16 protein-coding genes are annotated in these 15,343 nt (G+C 72.2%); 10 read left to right on the plus strand and 6 right to left on the minus strand.

Annotated features, from left to right (window positions below):
* Position 1: 1 nt before the first annotated feature.
* Entirely contained in the window at positions 2–142 is a 141-nt protein-coding gene (locus N4G63_RS11900) for a hypothetical protein (RefSeq protein ID WP_260788623.1), read from the minus strand.
* 102 nt (positions 143–244) lie between these two features.
* On the opposite strand from N4G63_RS11900, the gene N4G63_RS11905 reads away from it, so the two are divergent.
* Complete coding sequence (locus N4G63_RS11905) at positions 245–1,609, plus strand: type III PLP-dependent enzyme domain-containing protein (RefSeq protein WP_260788624.1); 1,365 nt, start codon at positions 245–247, stop codon at positions 1,607–1,609.
* Between the two features lie 44 nt (positions 1,610–1,653).
* Here the strand turns inward: N4G63_RS11905 and N4G63_RS11910 are convergent, their stop codons facing one another.
* On the minus strand, positions 1,654–2,988 hold the full coding sequence (locus N4G63_RS11910) for an MFS transporter (protein ID WP_260788625.1): 1,335 nt from the start codon (positions 2,986–2,988) through the stop codon (positions 1,654–1,656).
* A 220-nt stretch (positions 2,989–3,208) separates the two neighbouring features.
* On the opposite strand from N4G63_RS11910, the gene cyoA reads away from it, so the two are divergent.
* The 7 genes from cyoA (at position 3,209) to N4G63_RS11945 (ending at position 10,523) form a co-directional block, all read left to right on the plus strand.
* Positions 3,209–4,294 (plus strand): ubiquinol oxidase subunit II, encoded by a 1,086-nt coding sequence (cyoA, locus tag N4G63_RS11915; RefSeq protein WP_314599736.1) that lies wholly within the window; start codon positions 3,209–3,211, stop codon positions 4,292–4,294.
* Positions 4,294–6,327 carry a cytochrome o ubiquinol oxidase subunit I gene (gene cyoB, locus N4G63_RS11920; RefSeq protein ID WP_314599709.1) on the plus strand — a complete coding sequence of 678 codons (2,034 nt, stop codon included), beginning with the start codon at positions 4,294–4,296 and terminating at the stop codon, positions 6,325–6,327. The genes cyoA and cyoB overlap by 1 nt, the downstream gene beginning before the upstream one ends.
* Before the next feature lie 37 nt (positions 6,328–6,364).
* Positions 6,365–7,006, plus strand: a complete 642-nt coding sequence (gene cyoC, locus N4G63_RS11925; RefSeq protein WP_443112048.1) for a cytochrome o ubiquinol oxidase subunit III — start codon at positions 6,365–6,367, stop codon at positions 7,004–7,006.
* 11 nt (positions 7,007–7,017) lie between these two features.
* The gene (cyoD, locus tag N4G63_RS11930; RefSeq protein ID WP_260788628.1) at positions 7,018–7,407 is read left to right on the plus strand and encodes a cytochrome o ubiquinol oxidase subunit IV; all 390 of its coding nucleotides are present in this window, start codon (positions 7,018–7,020) and stop codon (positions 7,405–7,407) included.
* Positions 7,408–7,529: 122 nt separating this feature from the next.
* Entirely contained in the window at positions 7,530–8,360 is an 831-nt protein-coding gene (locus N4G63_RS11935; RefSeq protein WP_260788629.1) for an SURF1 family protein, read from the plus strand.
* Positions 8,361–8,476: 116 nt separating this feature from the next.
* Positions 8,477–9,898, plus strand: a complete 1,422-nt coding sequence (locus N4G63_RS11940) for an ATP-binding protein (protein WP_260788630.1) — start codon at positions 8,477–8,479, stop codon at positions 9,896–9,898.
* A 79-nt stretch (positions 9,899–9,977) separates the two neighbouring features.
* Positions 9,978–10,523, plus strand: a complete 546-nt coding sequence (locus tag N4G63_RS11945; RefSeq protein ID WP_260788631.1) for a response regulator transcription factor — start codon at positions 9,978–9,980, stop codon at positions 10,521–10,523.
* A 35-nt stretch (positions 10,524–10,558) separates the two neighbouring features.
* Here N4G63_RS11945 and N4G63_RS11950 read toward each other — a convergent pair whose 3' ends face one another.
* From N4G63_RS11950 to dbpA, 3 genes are all read right to left on the minus strand, one after another.
* Positions 10,559–10,978 (minus strand): VOC family protein, encoded by a 420-nt coding sequence (locus N4G63_RS11950; RefSeq protein WP_314599710.1) that lies wholly within the window; start codon positions 10,976–10,978, stop codon positions 10,559–10,561.
* A 157-nt stretch (positions 10,979–11,135) separates the two neighbouring features.
* The gene (locus N4G63_RS11955) at positions 11,136–12,011 is read right to left on the minus strand and encodes a DUF4394 domain-containing protein (RefSeq protein ID WP_260788633.1); all 876 of its coding nucleotides are present in this window, start codon (positions 12,009–12,011) and stop codon (positions 11,136–11,138) included.
* Between the two features lie 69 nt (positions 12,012–12,080).
* Positions 12,081–13,499 carry an ATP-dependent RNA helicase DbpA gene (dbpA, locus tag N4G63_RS11960; RefSeq protein ID WP_260788634.1) on the minus strand — a complete coding sequence of 473 codons (1,419 nt, stop codon included), beginning with the start codon at positions 13,497–13,499 and terminating at the stop codon, positions 12,081–12,083.
* A 91-nt stretch (positions 13,500–13,590) separates the two neighbouring features.
* On the opposite strand from dbpA, the gene N4G63_RS11965 reads away from it, so the two are divergent.
* Positions 13,591–13,977: a VOC family protein gene (locus N4G63_RS11965; RefSeq protein ID WP_260788635.1), complete on the plus strand. Its 387-nt coding sequence runs from the start codon at positions 13,591–13,593 to the stop codon at positions 13,975–13,977.
* Between the two features lie 18 nt (positions 13,978–13,995).
* Positions 13,996–14,913: a hypothetical protein gene (locus N4G63_RS11970; protein WP_314599711.1), complete on the plus strand. Its 918-nt coding sequence runs from the start codon at positions 13,996–13,998 to the stop codon at positions 14,911–14,913.
* A gap of 57 nt (positions 14,914–14,970) precedes the next feature.
* On the opposite strand, the gene nirD is transcribed toward N4G63_RS11970, so the two are convergent.
* On the minus strand, positions 14,971–15,330 hold the full coding sequence (gene nirD, locus N4G63_RS11975) for a nitrite reductase small subunit NirD (RefSeq protein WP_260788637.1): 360 nt from the start codon (positions 15,328–15,330) through the stop codon (positions 14,971–14,973).
* Positions 15,331–15,343: the final 13 nt, after the last annotated feature.

Raw genomic sequence — 15,343 nt, forward strand, 5'->3', positions numbered from 1 at the left:
CCTACAGCTTGCGCGCCTCTTCGGCCCACGGCACCAGGCTGGCCAGCAGCACCAGGCTGGCCAGCAGCAGCAGCGGCCGCAGCGCGGCCGGCGCCAGCGGCACGGTGTGCCACAGCGCATTGAGCGGCGGTGCATGCGGCACCGCCGCCTGCACCGGCCTTGGCGCTGGCCTCGGCGCTGGCCTCGGCGCTGACCGTCGAGCCGGCGCTGGCTGAGCAACCCGCCCGGTGGCTACAGTGCAGCCATGCCCATCCCGCCACCCGCTGCCACCGATGCCCCGGCGCAGCTCGATCTCGCCGCCCTGCTGGCCGCACCGCTGCCCGGCACGCTCAAGGGCCTGCCGGCCTGCGCCGAAGACCGGCCGCTGGCCGCGCTGGGCACGCTGGGCCTGTCGCTGCTGGCCGACGAGCTGCCGCTGCCGGCCGCGGTGTTGAAGGAGTCGGCGCTGGCCCACAACGCCGCCTGGATGCGCGACTTCACGCAGCGCGCCGGCGTCAGCCTGTGCCCGCATGGCAAGACGACGATGGCGCCGCAGCTGTTCCAGCGCCAGCTCGACGCCGGCGCCTGGGGCCTCACCGCGGCCACCGCGGCGCATGTGCGCAGCTACCGGCGCTTTGGCGTGCCGCGCATCCTGCTGGCCAACCAGCTGGTGGGCCGCGCCGACCTCGATCTGGTGTGGCGCGAACTCGAGGCCGACCCCGGCTTCGATTTCTACGCCCTGGTCGATTCAGCCGCCGGCCTGGCGCTGCTGCAGCAGGCGCTGGCGCAGCGCCCGCTGGCCCGGCCGCTGCAGCTGCTGCTGGAGGTGGGCGTGCCCGGCGGGCGCACCGGCGTGCGCAGCCTCGAGGAAGGCCTGGCGCTGGGCCGCCTGCTGCACCGGGCCGGGCCGGCCATCGCGCTGCGCGGCGTCGAGGCCTTCGAGGGCGTGTTTGCGGGCGACGACCACGCCCGCATCGAGCTGGCGGTGCTGGGCATGGTCGAGACCGTGGCCGCGCTGGCGCGTGCCGGCTGCGCCGAGGGCTGGTTTGCACCCGGCGAGGTGCTGCTCAGCGCCGGCGGCTCGGCGTTTTTCGACCTGGCCGCGCAGACCCTGGCCGCGGTTGACGCCAGCGCCGCCGGCCGCGCGCTGCGGGTGGTGCTGCGCAGCGGCTGCAGCCTGGTGCACGACAGCCTGCACTACGAGCGCATGCAGGCCCGCATGCGCCAGCGCGCCGGCGCGCTGTGGGGCAGCGGCCCGGGCCTGCGCCATGCGCTGGAGGTGTGGGCGCATGTGCAGTCGGTGCCCGAGCCGGGCCGCGCCATCTGCACCGCCGGCCGGCGTGATCTGGGCACCGATGCGGCGCTGCCGCAGCCGCTGGCCTGGTATCGCCCCGGTGTGCACAGCCAGGCACAGCCGGCACCGCACGGCTGGCGCCTGAGCGCGCTGAACGACCAGCATGCCTTTCTGGATGCCGCGGCCGATGCGGGTACCGGCCCGGCGCCGCTGGCCGTGGGCGACCTGATCGGCTTTGGCGTGGGTCACCCCTGCACCACGCTCGACAAGTGGCCGCTGCTGCACCGGGTGGACGACCACTACCGCGTGCTGGGCGGCATCCGCACCTTCTTCTAGGGCCTGTTCACACGACGGGGGCGAGGCCGCGGCCGCGGCAACGGTCAGCGCCCCAGCGTCTTGTGCACACCCAGCGCCAGCAGCGTGCCGGCCATGCCCGACAGCAGGTACAGGCTCACCGCACCCAGGCCATGGTGGGCCGACAGGTACAGCGCCAGCAGCGGTGCGCAGGCGGCGCCGAACAGCCAGGCCAGGTCGGCCGACAGCGCCGCGCCCAGGTAGCGCAGCCGCGCCGGAAAGGCCGAGGCCACCGCGCCCGCGGCCTGACCGTAGCTCAGGCCGAACAGCACGAAGCCCAGCAGGAAGAACAGGTTCTGGCCCGAGGCACCGCCGTCCAGCAGCCAGGGCGTGACCAGGCCGAAGCCGCCGATGGCCACCGCCAGCGTGCCCAGCGTGGTGCGGCGGCCGATGCGGTCGGCCAGCCAGCCCGACACCGGCATGGCCGCCACCGCCAGCAGCGCGCAGCCGGCCTGCAGCCACAGCAGCTCGCCCAGCTCGCGCGGTGAGCTCAGGCTCAGCCAGGACAGCGGAAACACCGTCACCAGGTGCACCAGCGCAAAGCTGGCCAGTGCGGCAAAGGCGCCCACCGCCAGCGTGCGGCCGCCGCCGTCGCCCTGCAGCAGCTCGCGCAGATCGCAGGGTTCGAGCTCGTTGCGGCGCAGCGCGTCGGCGTAGTCGTCGTCCAGCACCAGCTGCAGGCGCGCAAACAGCGCCACCACGTTGAGCGCAAAGGCCACGAAGAACGGAAACCGCCAGCCCCAGGCCAGAAAGTCTTCGGCGCTGACATGGCCCCACAGATAGGCATACAGCGTGGCCGCCAGGCCAAAGCCCACCGGCGCGCCGATCTGGCCCAGCATGGCGTACCAGCCGCGGCGGTGGGCGGGTGCGTTCATGGCCAGCAGCGAGGGCAGGCCGTCCCAGGCGGCGCCCAGCGACAGGCCCTGCAGCAGCCGGCAGGCGGCCAGCGCCGCCACCGCGCCGCCCCAGCTGGCGCTGCTCGGCAGCAGCGCCATGGTGCAGGTGGCGGTGCCCAGGCCCAGCATGGCCAGCGTGAGCTTGGCGCCACGCCCGAAGCGCCGCTGCACCGCCATGCCGCCCAGCGTGCCCAGCGGCCGCGCCACGAAGGCCAGCGCAAACACCGTGAACGAGGCCAGCAGCGCATCCAGCCGCGCCAGCTGCGGAAAAAACAGCGCCGGAAACACCAGCACCGAGGCCAGGCCGTAGACGAAGAAGTCGAAGTATTCGGACGCCCGGCCCACCACCACGCCCACGGCGATGTCGTCGGCGGTGACCGCACCGTCGCGGTGCGGTGGCGAGGAGGGGCTGCGGCGCGGCTGGCCGCCGACGAACAGTCGGTAGAGCGGAAAGCGGTCGTACATCGGGCGGCGGTTCGGGCTGGGGTGGGGGCCGGGCTTCGGGCGGATTGCGGTGCAAGCGCCCCCGTTTGGCAAGCGCTGCAGATCAAGGCCGCTGCGCGCCCGCCGCCGGGGGTGGGACAAAGTGTCCAATCGTTGACGGCGATCAATCTAGGTAGATTCCCCGCACCCTGCCGTCTCCAGGCAGCCCCCTAGACATGTCAGCCTCATCCCACCCGACCCCCTGCGCCGCTGCGCTGCCGCCCTGGCCCTGCCGCTGGCCGGCTGCAACACCATCGTGATGAACCCCGCCGGCGACATCGCGCGCCAGCAGGCCGACCTGATCATCACCTCCACGGTGCTGATGCTGCTGATCATCGTGCCGGTGATCGTGCTGACCCTGCTGTTTGCCTGGCGCTACCGCGTGCGCCAGGCCACGGCCGGCGCCGCCGAAGCCGCCGGCGCCCGCTACGAACCCGACTGGGACCACTCCACCCGCCTGGAGCTGCTGATCTGGGGCGCGCCGCTGGCCATCATCATCGCGCTGGGCACCATCACCTGGATCAGCACCCACCAGCTCGACCCCTACCGCCCGCTGTCGCGCCTGGACGAGCAGCGCGCGCTGCCGGCCAATGTGAAGCCGCTGCAGGTGCAGGTGGTGGCACTCGACTGGAAGTGGCTGTTCGTCTACCCCGAGCAGGGCATCGCCACGGTCAACGAGCTGGTGCTGCCGGTGGACCGGCCGGTGCACTTCACGCTCACCGCGTCGACGGTGATGAACTCGTTCTACGTGCCCGCGCTGGCCGGCCAGATCTACGCCATGCCCGGCATGGCCTCGCAGCTCAATGCGGTGATCAACAAGCCCGGCACCTGGGAAGGCTTCTCGGCCAACTACAGCGGTGACGGCTTCTCGGGCATGCGCTTCGCCTTCCACGGCATGGCGCAAGCCGACTTCGCGCAATGGGTCGAGAACGCCCGCGGCGCCGGCGGCAAGCTCGACCGCGCCGCCTACCTGGCGCTCGAGAAGCCCAGCCAGCGTGACGCGGTGCGCCGCTACGCCCAGGTGGCGCCCTACCTGTTTGACGCGGTGGTCAACCGCTGCGTCGAGGCCGGCCGCATGTGCATGGCCGACATGATGGCCATCGACGCCCGCGGCGGTGCCGGCAAGGGCGGCCTGGCCGGCGTGACCCGCGCCGCCTGGCGCAACGGCCAGCAAACCGTGGTGGCCGGCCTGTGCACCCCGGCCGACCCCGAAGGCCGCGGCACCGCCCTGAGCGCGCGCAACAGCGCCACCCCGATCGACCCCACGACAGCCGCAGGCAAGCTCTGATGTCCGCCTCCTATCCCACCGAGAACCATCCGCTGCTGGGGCGCCTGAGCCTGAGCGCCCTGCCGCTGCACGAGCCCATCATCCTGGCCACCTTTGCCGGCGTGGCCCTGGGCGGCCTGCTGATGCTGGTGATGATGACCCGCTACCGCCTGTGGGGCCCGTTCTGGCGCAACTGGGTGACCAGCATCGACCACAAGAAGATCGGCATCATGTACATGGTGCTGGGCATCGTGATGCTGCTGCGCGGCTTTGCCGACGCGCTGCTGATGCGCGCGCAGCAGGCCATGGCCTTTGGCGAGGCGACGGGCTTTCTCAACGCCCACCACTACGACCAGATCTTCACCGCCCACGGCGTGATCATGATCTTCTTCGTGGCCATGCCCTTCGTCACCGGCTTCATGAACTACGTGGTGCCGCTGCAGATCGGCGCGCGCGACGTGGCCTTCCCGTTCCTGAACAACTTCAGCTTCTGGATGACGGTGGGCGGCGCGGTGCTGATGATGCTGTCGCTGTTTGTCGGCGAGTTTGCGCGCACCGGCTGGCTGGCCTATCCGCCGCTCTCGGGCATCCTGGCCGATCCGGGCGTGGGGGTCGATTACTACCTCTGGAGCCTGCAGGTGGCGGGCGTGGGCACCACGCTGTCGGGCATCAACCTGATCGTCACCATCGTGAAGATGCGCGCGCCGGGCATGAGCCTGATGAAGATGCCCGTCTTCACCTGGACCAGCCTGTGCACCAACGTGCTGATCGTGGTGAGCTTTCCGGTGCTCACCGCGGTGCTGGTGCTGCTGAGCCTGGACCGCTATGTCGGCACCAACTTCTTCACGACAGAGCTGGGCGGCAACGCCATGGTCTACGTCAACCTGATCTGGATCTGGGGCCACCCCGAGGTCTACATCCTGGTGCTGCCGGTGTTCGGCATCTTCAGCGAGGTGGTGGCCACCTTCTGCAGCAAGCGCCTGTTCGGCTACGCCTCGATGGTGTATGCCACGGTGGTGATCACCATCCTGTCGTACCTGGTGTGGCTGCACCACTTCTTCACGATGGGTTCGGGGGCCAGCGTCAACTCGTTCTTCGGCATCACCACGATGATCATCTCGATCCCGACAGGGGCCAAGATCTTCAACTGGCTGTTCACCATGTACCGCGGCCGCATCCGCTTCGAGGTGCCGATGCTGTGGACCATCGGCTTCATGATCACCTTCGTGATCGGCGGCATGACCGGCGTGCTGCTGGCCGTGCCCCCGGCCGACTTCGTGCTGCACAACAGCCTGTTCCTGATTGCGCACTTCCACAACGTGATCATCGGCGGCGTGGTCTTCGGCGTGTTCGCCGGCATCACCTACTGGTTCCCGAAGGCCTTCGGCTACAAGCTCGATCCGTTCTGGGGCAAGTGTTCGTTCTGGTTCTGGTTCATCGGCTTCTACCTGGCCTTCATGCCGCTGTATGTGCTGGGCCTGATGGGCGTCACCCGCCGCATGAGCCACTTCCAGGACATGAGCCTGCAGATCTGGTTCCAGGTGGCGGCGCTCGGTGGCGTGCTGATCGCGCTGGGCATCGGCAGCTTCATCGTGCAGCTGGTGGTCAGCTTCCTGCGCCGTGAACACAACCGCGATGTCACCGGCGACGCCTGGGGCAGCGGCCGCACGCTCGAGTGGAGCACCGCCTCGCCGCCGCCCGACTACAACTTCGCGTTCACGCCCGTCGTGCACGAGCGCGATGCCTGGCACCACATGAAGCAGGCCGGCGCCCAGCGCCCGACCAGCGGCTTCCAGCCGATCCACATGCCCAGCAACACCGCCGCGGGCGTGGTCATCGCCGGTCTGTCCACGCTGATGGGCTTTGCCCTGGTGTGGCACATCTGGTGGCTGGCCGGCGCGGCCTTCGCGGCCACCGTGCTGGCGGCCCTGGTGCACACCTTCAACTACCACCGCGACTTCCACATCCCCGCCGATGTGGTGACGCGCAGCGAGGCGCTGCGCACGCAGTTGCTGGCCTCGCTGGGCCTGGGCCAGAAGCCTGCCTCCGCCTGATCAAGACACCCGCCACAAGAAGGACAACACCATGCTGATGGCCAGTTCCTCCGCTGCGCTGGACGCCTCGCGCGCCACGCCGCCGCAGTTCTACGACGACGGCAGCCACCACCCGCAGCAGGGCACGCTGCTGGGCTTCTGGCTGTACCTGATGAGCGACTGCCTCATCTTCGCGATCCTGTTCGCGGTGTACGCGGTGTACGGCCAGAGCTATGCCGCCGGCCCCTCGGGCGCCGACCTGTTCGATCTGCCGCTGGTGGCCGTCAACACGGCCATGCTGCTGCTGTCGTCGATCACCTACGGCTTCGCGATGATCGGCATGAACCAGCGCAGCAAGGCCAAGGTGCTGGGCTGGCTGGCGGTGACCGGCCTGTTCGGCCTGGCCTTCGTGGGCCTGGAGCTGTATGAGTTCAGCCACCTCATCCACCAGGGCGCCGGGCCGCAGCGCAGCGCGTTCCTGTCGGCGTTTTTCGCGCTGGTGGGCACCCACGGCCTGCATGTGAGCTTCGGCATCCTGTGGCTGGGCACGCTGATGCTGCAGGTGGGCAAGCTGGGCCTGACCACCGCCAACCGCCGCCGCCTGATGTGCCTGTCGATGTTCTGGCACTTTCTGGACGTGGTGTGGATCGGCGTGTTCACCTTTGTCTACCTGATGGGCAGCATGCCCGCCACGGCTTGAGGAGCACCACCATGGCTGCCGCCCACGACGCCCACGCTCACCACGACGACCATGGCGACCATGGCCACGAGGCCGAGTACCACGCCACCTTCAAGGGCTACGCCGTCGGCTTTGTGCTGTCGGTGCTGCTCACCGCCGTGCCCTTCTGGCTGGTGATGGGCAAGGTGCTGCCCACGCCGGGCCTCACCGCCGCGGTGATCCTGGCCTTTGCCGCCGTGCAGGTGGTGGTGCACATGGTGTACTTCCTGCACATGAACGCCAAGGTCGAGCAGGGCTGGTCGCTGCTGGCGCTGCTGTTCACCGGCGTGCTGGTGGTCATCATGCTGGCCGGTTCGATCTGGGTGATGTACCACCTGAACACCAACATGATGCCCACCCACGACATGCGCATCAGGCCTTGAACATGGCCGCCCCCGAAGCGCCTGCGCCGCCTGCCACGACATGGGGCGCTGGGGGCGACGCCAGCGGACCGGCACTGCCCGATCCGCGGCGGCCGCCGGGTGGGGGCCGTGGCCTCCTCAGGGTGCTGCTTGCGGCGCTGCTGCTGAGCGCCGCCGCCGGCTTTGCCGCGCTGTCGGCCTGGCAGTGGCAGCGCCTGGCGTGGAAGGAGGCGCTGCTCGAGCGCATTGCGCGCCAGCAGCTGGCCACGCCGATGCCGCTGCCGCCGGCCACCGCCTGGGCCGGCATCCGCCGCGAGAACGACGAGTACCGCCCGGTCACGCTGCAGGGCCGGCTCGAGCCACAGCACGAGATCCGCGTGCTGGCCAGCACCGAGCTGGGCCGCGGCCACTGGGTGATGGTGCCGCTGCGCCTGACCAGCGGCCTGCGCGTGTGGCTCAACCGCGGCTTTGTCGGCGAAGGGCCGGCGGGCCGGCGCAGCGCCTGGCCCGCCGGCGCGGCGCAAGCCGGGCTGCAGGTCACCGGCCTGCTGCGCTTCAGCGAGCCCGGCCACTGGCTGTGGCAGCGCAACGACGCCGCGGCCGGCCGCTGGGTGGGGCGCGAGCTGGCGGCCCTGTCGCAGGCCGCGGGCATCTCGGCCGCGCCCTTCTTCATCGACGTGGCCCGCGACGGCGAGCGTGTGATCGCAGCCCCCGCGGCGGCAGACGACACCGCCGCGGCCGACGCCGGCCCTGGCCCCGACGCCACGCCCGCACCCACGGCCGCACCCGCACCCACGGCCGCCGCAGCAGCCGCCAGCGCGCCGGCCATGGACATTCCGCAGGGCGGCCTCACGGTGCTGCGCTTCAGCAACAATCACCGCGTCTACGCGCTCACCTGGCTGGCGCTGGCCGCCGGCAGCGTGGCCGCCGCGGTGCTGTTGTGGCGCCAGGCGCCCGCCGGCAGCGCGGCCTGAGCCCCCGGGCTGCGCACGCCGGCCCAGCCTTGATCCACGCCGCCGCCAGCGCTTCCAGCGCCTTCACCACCCTTGCCGCCGCCGCGGCAAGCCGACTGCCGCCGCCCCTGCCCGCCATGCTGCCGTTCCGCCTTGCCCCGTTGCCGCCCTGGTGGCCCTGGCGCGGTGCCGCGGCCGACGACGAGGCGGCCGCCCCGCCCGCGCCGCAGCGCCACGCGCCGCTGGCCGACGACCCTGCCCTCTCGCCCGAAGCCCGCGCCGACCGCAGCAACCTGATGCAGCTGGTGCAGCTGCGCTGGCTGGCGGTGGGCGGCCAGTTGCTCACCGTGCTGGTGGTGCACTACGGGCTGGGCATCCGGCTGCCGATCCTGGCCATGCTCTCGCTGCTGGTGTCGCTGTCGCTGTTCAACCTGGCCAGCTGGCTGCGTGCCGGCACCGCGCGCCATGTCGGCCCGGCCGAGCTGTTTCTCGGCCTGCTGATGGACCTGGTGGTGCTGAGCGGGCTGCTGGCGCTGAGCGGCGGCGTCAACAACCCCTTCGTGTTCGTGTTCCTGCCGCAGCTGGCGGTGGGCGCGCTGCTGCTGCGCGGTGGTTATGCCTGGGCGCTGGTGCTGCTGGCCTGTGTGGCCATCATGCTGCTGGCGCAATGGCACCTGCCGCTGGCCTGGCCCGACGCGCCGCAGCCGCAGCGCCTGTCGCTGCACTACCTGGGCGGGCTGCTGCTGTGTTTTGCGCTGTGCGCCTCGCTGCTGGTGCTGGCCATCGGCCGCTTTGCGCGCAACCTGCGTGTGCGCGACGCGCGCCTGGCCGCGCTGCGCCAGCGTGCGGCTGAAGAAGATCACATCGTGCGCATGGGCCTGCTGGCCAGCGGCGCCGCGCACGAGCTGGGCACGCCGCTGGCCACGCTGAGCATCATCCTGGGCGACTGGTCACACATGGCGCCCTTTGCCGCCGAGCCCGAACTGCGCGACGACATCGAGCAGATGCAGGCCCAGGTGCGGCGCTGCAAGGCCATCATCAGCGGCATCCTGCTGTCGGCCGGCGACAGCCGTGGCGACGTGCCGATGGCCACCACGCTGCAGGCCTTTCTGGGCGAGCTGTCGGCCGACTGGCGCGAGCGCCGCCAGCAGCCCGACTTCGCGCCCGAGCTGGGCCCGCTGCCGGCCACGCCGATCATTGCCGACACCGGCCTGCGCCAGATGGTGACCAATGTGCTCGACAACGCGCTCGAGGCCATGCAGGCCGCCGGCAGCGCGCCGCCGGCCACGCCGCGCCTGCTGGTCGATTGCCACGACGACCGGCTGTGCCTGCGCGTGCTCGACCGCGGCGCCGGCTTCAGCCCCGAGATGCTGGCCAGCTTTGGCCGGCCCTACCACTCCAGCAAGGGCCGGCCGGGGGGCGGGCTGGGCTTGTTTCTGTCGGTCAACGTGGCGCGCAAGCTGGGCGGCAATGTCAGCGCGCGCAACCGCGAGACCGGCGGGGCCGAGGTCAGCATCGCGCTGCCGCTGGCCGCGCTGACGCTGGAGGCGCTGACATGAGCGCTGCCGCACGGCCGCTGCGAAGGCAGCGCGTTCCTCCCGCGGGGAGGTGGTCACGCAGCGACCGGAGGGCGCCAACATGACGCTGCCCGACCCCGCCCACGCCCTGCTGATCGTCGAGGACGACGACGCGCTGGCCGCCACGCTGCGCCGCAGCTTCGAGCGCCGCGGCTGGCAGGTGCAGCGCGCGCAGGACCTGGCCAGCGTGCTGGCCCTGCTGGCCACGTACACGCCCAGCCATGCGGTGGTCGACCTGAAGCTGGCCAACGGCTGCTCGGGCCTGTCGTGCGTGCAGGCGCTGCATGCGCAGCACCCGGCCATGGCCATCGTGGTGCTCACCGGCTACGCCAGCATTGCCACCGCCGTGGAGGCGATCAAGCTCGGCGCCCGCCACTACCTGGCCAAGCCGGCCAATACCGACGACATCGAGGCCGCGTTCGCGCGCACCGAGGGCGAGCCCGATGTTGATCTGACCAACCGCGCCACCTCGATCAAGACGCTGGAGTGGGAGCGCATCCACGAGACGCTGGCCGACACCGGCTTCAACATCAGCGAGACCGCGCGCCGCCTGGGCATGCACCGCCGCACGCTGGCGCGCAAGCTCGAGAAGCAGCGCGTGAAGTAGCGCGTGAAGTAGCGCGTACGCCCGGGCGCCGGCGCTTACCAGCTGCCCACGTTGGGCATTTCGCTCCAGGGCGCGGCCGGCGGCAGCGCCGCACCGCGCTGCAGCAGCTCCACCGAGATCTGGTCGGGCGAGCGCACGAAGGCCATGCGGCCGTCGCGCGGCGGGCGCAGGATCTGCACGCCATGCTGCTGCAGGCGCGCGCAGGTGGCGTAGATGTCGTCCACCGCATAGGCCACATGGCCGAAGTTGCGGCCGCCGGTGTAGACCTCGGGGTCCCAGTTGTAGGTCAGCTCGATCTGCGCGTCGTCATCGCCGGGCGCGGCCAGGTACACCAGCGTGAAGCGGCCCTGCGCATGCTCGGTCTGCCGGATCAGCTGCAGGCCCAGGGCATCGCGATAAAAGCGCAGCGAGGCGTCGAGATCGGTCACGCGGACCATGGTGTGCAGGTATTTCATGGGTCGGCTGGGTGCCTGGCTGATGCGGGGGCCTGCACTGTAGCCCGCACCCGATGGCCCTGCCGGCCTGCGGCTCAGGGCTCAGCCCCGCCGGGCCGCCCCAAGGGGCTGAACACCCCCTCGGGGGGCAGGAGCGCAGCGACGTGGGGGCGCCAGCTCAGGGCTCGATGGCCATGCCCCACAGCGCGCGGCCATCGCCCACCGTGCCCAGCAGCGTGGCGCGGCCGGTCGCCAGGTCGAGCAGGTGCAGGCGGGTGCGGCCGTGCTGGCGCAGCGCGGCCAGCGCGGTGTTGTTGGTGTCGCTGATGTCCATCGAGGCGTCGTCCAGCGCCCCGGTGCCCAGCGCGCCCACGCTGCGCAGCAGGCCGGTGTTGGGCGAGACGGCGGGCTGCACGCCTTCCACCGAGCCCTGGGTCAGCAGCGTGCCGCGGGCCAGGTCGAGCGCGTAGTTGGTGGTCAGCTTGGCGTCGCGCTGGTTGTAGGTGTAGCCGGCGGCGGCCACGCGCGGCGGCTGCGCGGCAGCGGCATCGCCGGCAACCCAGGCCAGCGGCGGATCGGTGGCCGCCAGGGCGCCGGTGTCGGGGTGCAGGCGCAGGTTCTGGCCGCTGTCGCTGATCACGCGCACGCGGTCGGCCACCGGGTTGAAATCGACGCCGAAGCGCTGGCCCTGCAGCGCCACGGCGGCGCTGCCCACCGGCTTGAGCTGGCCGCTGCGGGTGTCGATGGTGACCAGCAGGCCGCCGCTGGTGACGGCGTACAGCACGCCGCGCGAGACGCGGAAGTCCAGGCCCACCAGGGTTTGTCCCGGCGGCAGGCCGCGCAGCGCCACACGGTGGCTGATCTGGCGCGGCGTGCCGGCGTTGAAGCGGATCAGCTCGCCCGCATCGGTGACCGCCAGCACGCTTTGCTGGCGCGGCGCGGCCGGCGGCTCGGGCGCCTCGGCCGGCAGCCCGGCGCAGGCCCCCAGCAGCGAGATGGCGGCCGGAACGGCCAGGGTGCACAGCAGACGGCGGGCGGCAAGGGCAGAGGGCATGGCGGCAGCGGGGGCGCAGTGGGGCAACTCCCGCTTATCGGCCGGCCGCCGGCCAACTTGAGGGCCTGGCTACAGCCGCCGCGCCTTCACCGAGCGGCCCTTCACCTTGCCGGCGTTGAGGCCGCGCAGTGCCGCGTCGGCCTGGGCGCGGGCCACCGCCACGTAGGTGGCGAAGTCGTTGAGGTCGATGCGGCCGATGGCGTCGCCGGGCAGGCCGATGTCCTTGGTCAGCGCGCCCAGCACGTCGCCGCGGCGGATCTTCTCCTTGCGCCCGCCCAGGATCTGCAGCGTCACCATCGGCGGGCGCAGCGGGCCCTGGCCGGCCGGCGCCGGCGTCAGCTCGGCCAGTGGCTGCCAGCGGCATTCGCGGCCCTGCACCTGCTCGATGCGGCCGACGCGGCCCATCTCGTCCATGCTGGCCAGGCTGAAGGCGCGGCCCGATTCACCGGCGCGGCCGGTGCGGCCCACGCGGTGCACATGCACCTGCGGATCGGGCGAGATGTCGACATTGATCACCGCCTCGAGCTTGGCGATGTCGAGGCCGCGCGCGGCCACGTCGGTGGCCACCAGCACGCTGGCGCTGCGGTTGGCAAACTGCACCAGCACCTGGTCGCGGTCGCGCTGTTCGAGATCGCCATGCAGCTCCAGCGCCACCAGGCCCTGGGCCTGCAGCACGGCCACCAGGTCGCGGCACTGCTGCTTGGTGTTGCAAAAGGCCAGCGTGCTCTCGGGGCGGAAGTGCTCCAGCAGCCGGCCCACGGCGTGCAGGCGCTCGCTGTCGGGCACCTCGTAGAAGCGCTCGTCGATGTGGCGCGTGTCGTGCTGCTCGGCCAGCTTGACCTGGGTGGGCTCGCGCAGGTAGCGCGCGGCCAGCTGCGCCACGTCGTCGGGGTAGGTGGCCGAGAACAGCAGGGTCTGGCGCTTGCCGGCCGGCGGGCAGGCCTTGGCGATGGCCGCGATGTCCTCGGCAAAGCCCATCTCGAGCATGCGGTCGGCCTCGTCGAGCACCAGCGTGGCCAGGCCGCCCAGCAGCAGGGTCTCGCGGCCCAGGTGGTCGAGCACCCGGCCCGGCGTGCCCACCACCACATGCGCGCCATGCGCCAGGCTGGCCACCTGCGGGCCGATCGGCGAGCCGCCGCACAGCGTGAGTACCTTGACGTTGTCGTCGGCCCGCGCCAGGCGGCGGATCTCCTGGCTCACCTGCTCGGCCAGCTCGCGCGTGGGGCACAGCACCAGGGCCTGCACCGCGAACTGCCGCGCCTCCAGCCGCGCCAGCAGCGGCAGCGCAAAGGCCACCGTCTTGCCGCTGCCGGTCTTGGCCTGGGCGATCAGGTCCTGGCCGGCCAGCGCCAGCGGCAGGCTGGCGGCCTGGATCGGCGTCATGTGGGCGAAGCCGAGGCTGCGCAGGTTGTCCAGCACATGGCCGGGCAGGGGCAGGGAGTCGAAGGCGGGGCCGGTGGACGGCGCGCCAGCAGAAGATGCGGTCATGCCCCGATTGTCGGTGCCCGGGCCGCGCCGGCGGCAGCGGCGGCACCCGCACAATGCGCGCCACGATTCCCCCACACCCGGAGACTTGCAGATGTTCTCGCACCTGATGATCGGCACCAACCAGCTTGAACAGGCCCAGGCCTTCTACGACGCGGTGCTGGGCACGCTGGGTGTGCCGCCCGGCGGCCGCGACCGCCACCGCGTGTTCTGGCGCACGCCCACCGGCGTGTTTGCGGTGACCGAGCCGATCAATGGCGAGCCGGCCGGCGTGGGCAATGGCGGCACCATCGGCTTTGCCTGCCAGTCGGCCGAGCAGGTGGATGCCTGGCATGCCGCCGGCCTGGCCCAGGGCGGCAGCCCGTGCGAAGACCCGCCCGGCGTGCGCGAAGGCGCTTTCGGCAACCTGTACCTGGCCTACCTGCGCGACCTGGACGGCCACAAGATCTGCGCGCTGTACCGCATGCCGCGTGGCGCCTGAGCCCCTGTGGGCCACCCGATGACCCGGCTGCACACCGAGCTGCAACGCCTGTTTGCGCTGCAGGCGCCCGCCACCGGGCCGGCGGCCGGCGATGCCCCTGCCGCCGCTGAGCACGCCGGTGCCGGTGCCGGTGCCGGTGCCGGTGCCGATGCAGGTGCCGGTGCCGATGCGGGCCCCTCGCCCGCCACGGCCGCCACCCGCCACATCGTGCTGGGCCTGGGCCGGCCGGCCGACTGGCCGCGGCTCGAGGCGGTGTGGCAGGCGGTGCAGGCCGAGCTGGGCCTGCCGGCGCCAGCCATCGCGGTGGACGGGCGCGACGGCTTCCTGCTGTGGTTTGCGCTGGCCCAGCCGGTGCCGGTGGCGCGGGCGGCGGCCTTTGTGGCGGCGCTGTGCCAGCGCCATCTGGCCGATCTGCCGGCGGCGCGCATCCTGGCCGTGCCGGGTGGCGCCGCCGCGCCCGGCCTGCTGCCCGGTACCGAGGTGCTGCCCGGTGCCGAGGTGCTGCCCGAGCAGTGGTCGGCCTTTGTCGCGCCCGATCTGGCGCCGATGTTTGCGCAGACGCCCTGGCTTGACCTGCCGCCGCCGCTGGACGGCCAGGCCGAGCTGCTGGCGCGCCTGCAGCCGGCCTCGGCCGAGGCCTTCGAGCGCGCCTGCGCGCTGCTGCAGCCGCGGGCGGCAGCGGCGGTGGTCAGCGCTGCCGCGGTGCCGGTGGCGGGTTCGGCCGCCGCGGCATCGGCCTCCACTGCGGTCGCAGCGACCGCCACCGCGCTGGCCGGCCTGCCGGCCACGCCAGCCGCCGCCGCGGCCGATGCCGCACGGCAGTTCCTGCTGGTGGTGATGAACGATGCCCAGGCCACGCTGGCGCTGCGCATCGAGGCCGCCAAGGCGCTGCTGGCCGCGGCAACGGGCGGCGGCCAGCACGACGGCCCGGGCTGAGGCCCCGGTTGAGGCCCGGCGCGGCGGCCGGCACCACGGCCCGGGCCGCCGAGCGCGTCAGCGCAGCGCCACCTGCACCCGGCCGCTGTGCACGCGCACCGCGTGCGCGCGCACCGACATCTCGGGGCTTTCCAGGCACTCGCCGGTGGCCAGGTCGAAGTGGTTCTTGTACAGCGGCGAGGCCACCACCACCCGCTCGCCCAGGTTGCCCACCAGGCCGCGCGCCAGCACGCTGGCACCCGACTTGGGATCGACGTTGTCGATGGCGTGGAAGCGGTCGGCCCCGACGCGGAACACCGCCACATGGCGGCCGGCCACGCGCGCGGCCACGCCGGTGTCGGGCAGGATGTCGTCGAGGCCGCAGACCTCGGTCCAGGCCGTCTGGGTGTCGGGGGCGGTCAGGGTGTCGGTGCTCATGGCGGGGGTCCTG

The organism is Aquabacterium sp. OR-4 (assembly GCF_025290835.2).
In the GTDB taxonomy this organism is placed as follows: domain Bacteria; phylum Pseudomonadota; class Gammaproteobacteria; order Burkholderiales; family Burkholderiaceae_C; genus Pseudaquabacterium.

Coding starts and splice junctions, on each gene's coding strand:
- N4G63_RS11970 (WP_314599711.1), top strand. CDS start 13,996: ATGACCCGGCTGCACACCGAGCTGCAACGCCTGTTTGCGCTGCAGGCG.
- N4G63_RS11965 (WP_260788635.1), top strand. CDS start 13,591: ATGTTCTCGCACCTGATGATCGGCACCAACCAGCTTGAACAGGCCCAG.
- N4G63_RS11955 (WP_260788633.1), bottom strand. CDS start 12,011: ATGCCCTCTGCCCTTGCCGCCCGCCGTCTGCTGTGCACCCTGGCCGTT.
- nirD (WP_260788637.1), bottom strand. CDS start 15,330: ATGAGCACCGACACCCTGACCGCCCCCGACACCCAGACGGCCTGGACC.
- N4G63_RS11950 (WP_314599710.1), bottom strand. CDS start 10,978: ATGAAATACCTGCACACCATGGTCCGCGTGACCGATCTCGACGCCTCG.
- N4G63_RS11940 (WP_260788630.1), top strand. CDS start 8,477: ATGCTGCCGTTCCGCCTTGCCCCGTTGCCGCCCTGGTGGCCCTGGCGC.
- N4G63_RS11910 (WP_260788625.1), bottom strand. CDS start 2,988: ATGTACGACCGCTTTCCGCTCTACCGACTGTTCGTCGGCGGCCAGCCG.
- dbpA (WP_260788634.1), bottom strand. CDS start 13,499: ATGACCGCATCTTCTGCTGGCGCGCCGTCCACCGGCCCCGCCTTCGAC.
- cyoD (WP_260788628.1), top strand. CDS start 7,018: ATGGCTGCCGCCCACGACGCCCACGCTCACCACGACGACCATGGCGAC.
- cyoB (WP_314599709.1), top strand. CDS start 4,294: ATGTCCGCCTCCTATCCCACCGAGAACCATCCGCTGCTGGGGCGCCTG.
- cyoC (WP_443112048.1), top strand. CDS start 6,365: ATGGCCAGTTCCTCCGCTGCGCTGGACGCCTCGCGCGCCACGCCGCCG.
- N4G63_RS11905 (WP_260788624.1), top strand. CDS start 245: ATGCCCATCCCGCCACCCGCTGCCACCGATGCCCCGGCGCAGCTCGAT.
- N4G63_RS11945 (WP_260788631.1), top strand. CDS start 9,978: ATGACGCTGCCCGACCCCGCCCACGCCCTGCTGATCGTCGAGGACGAC.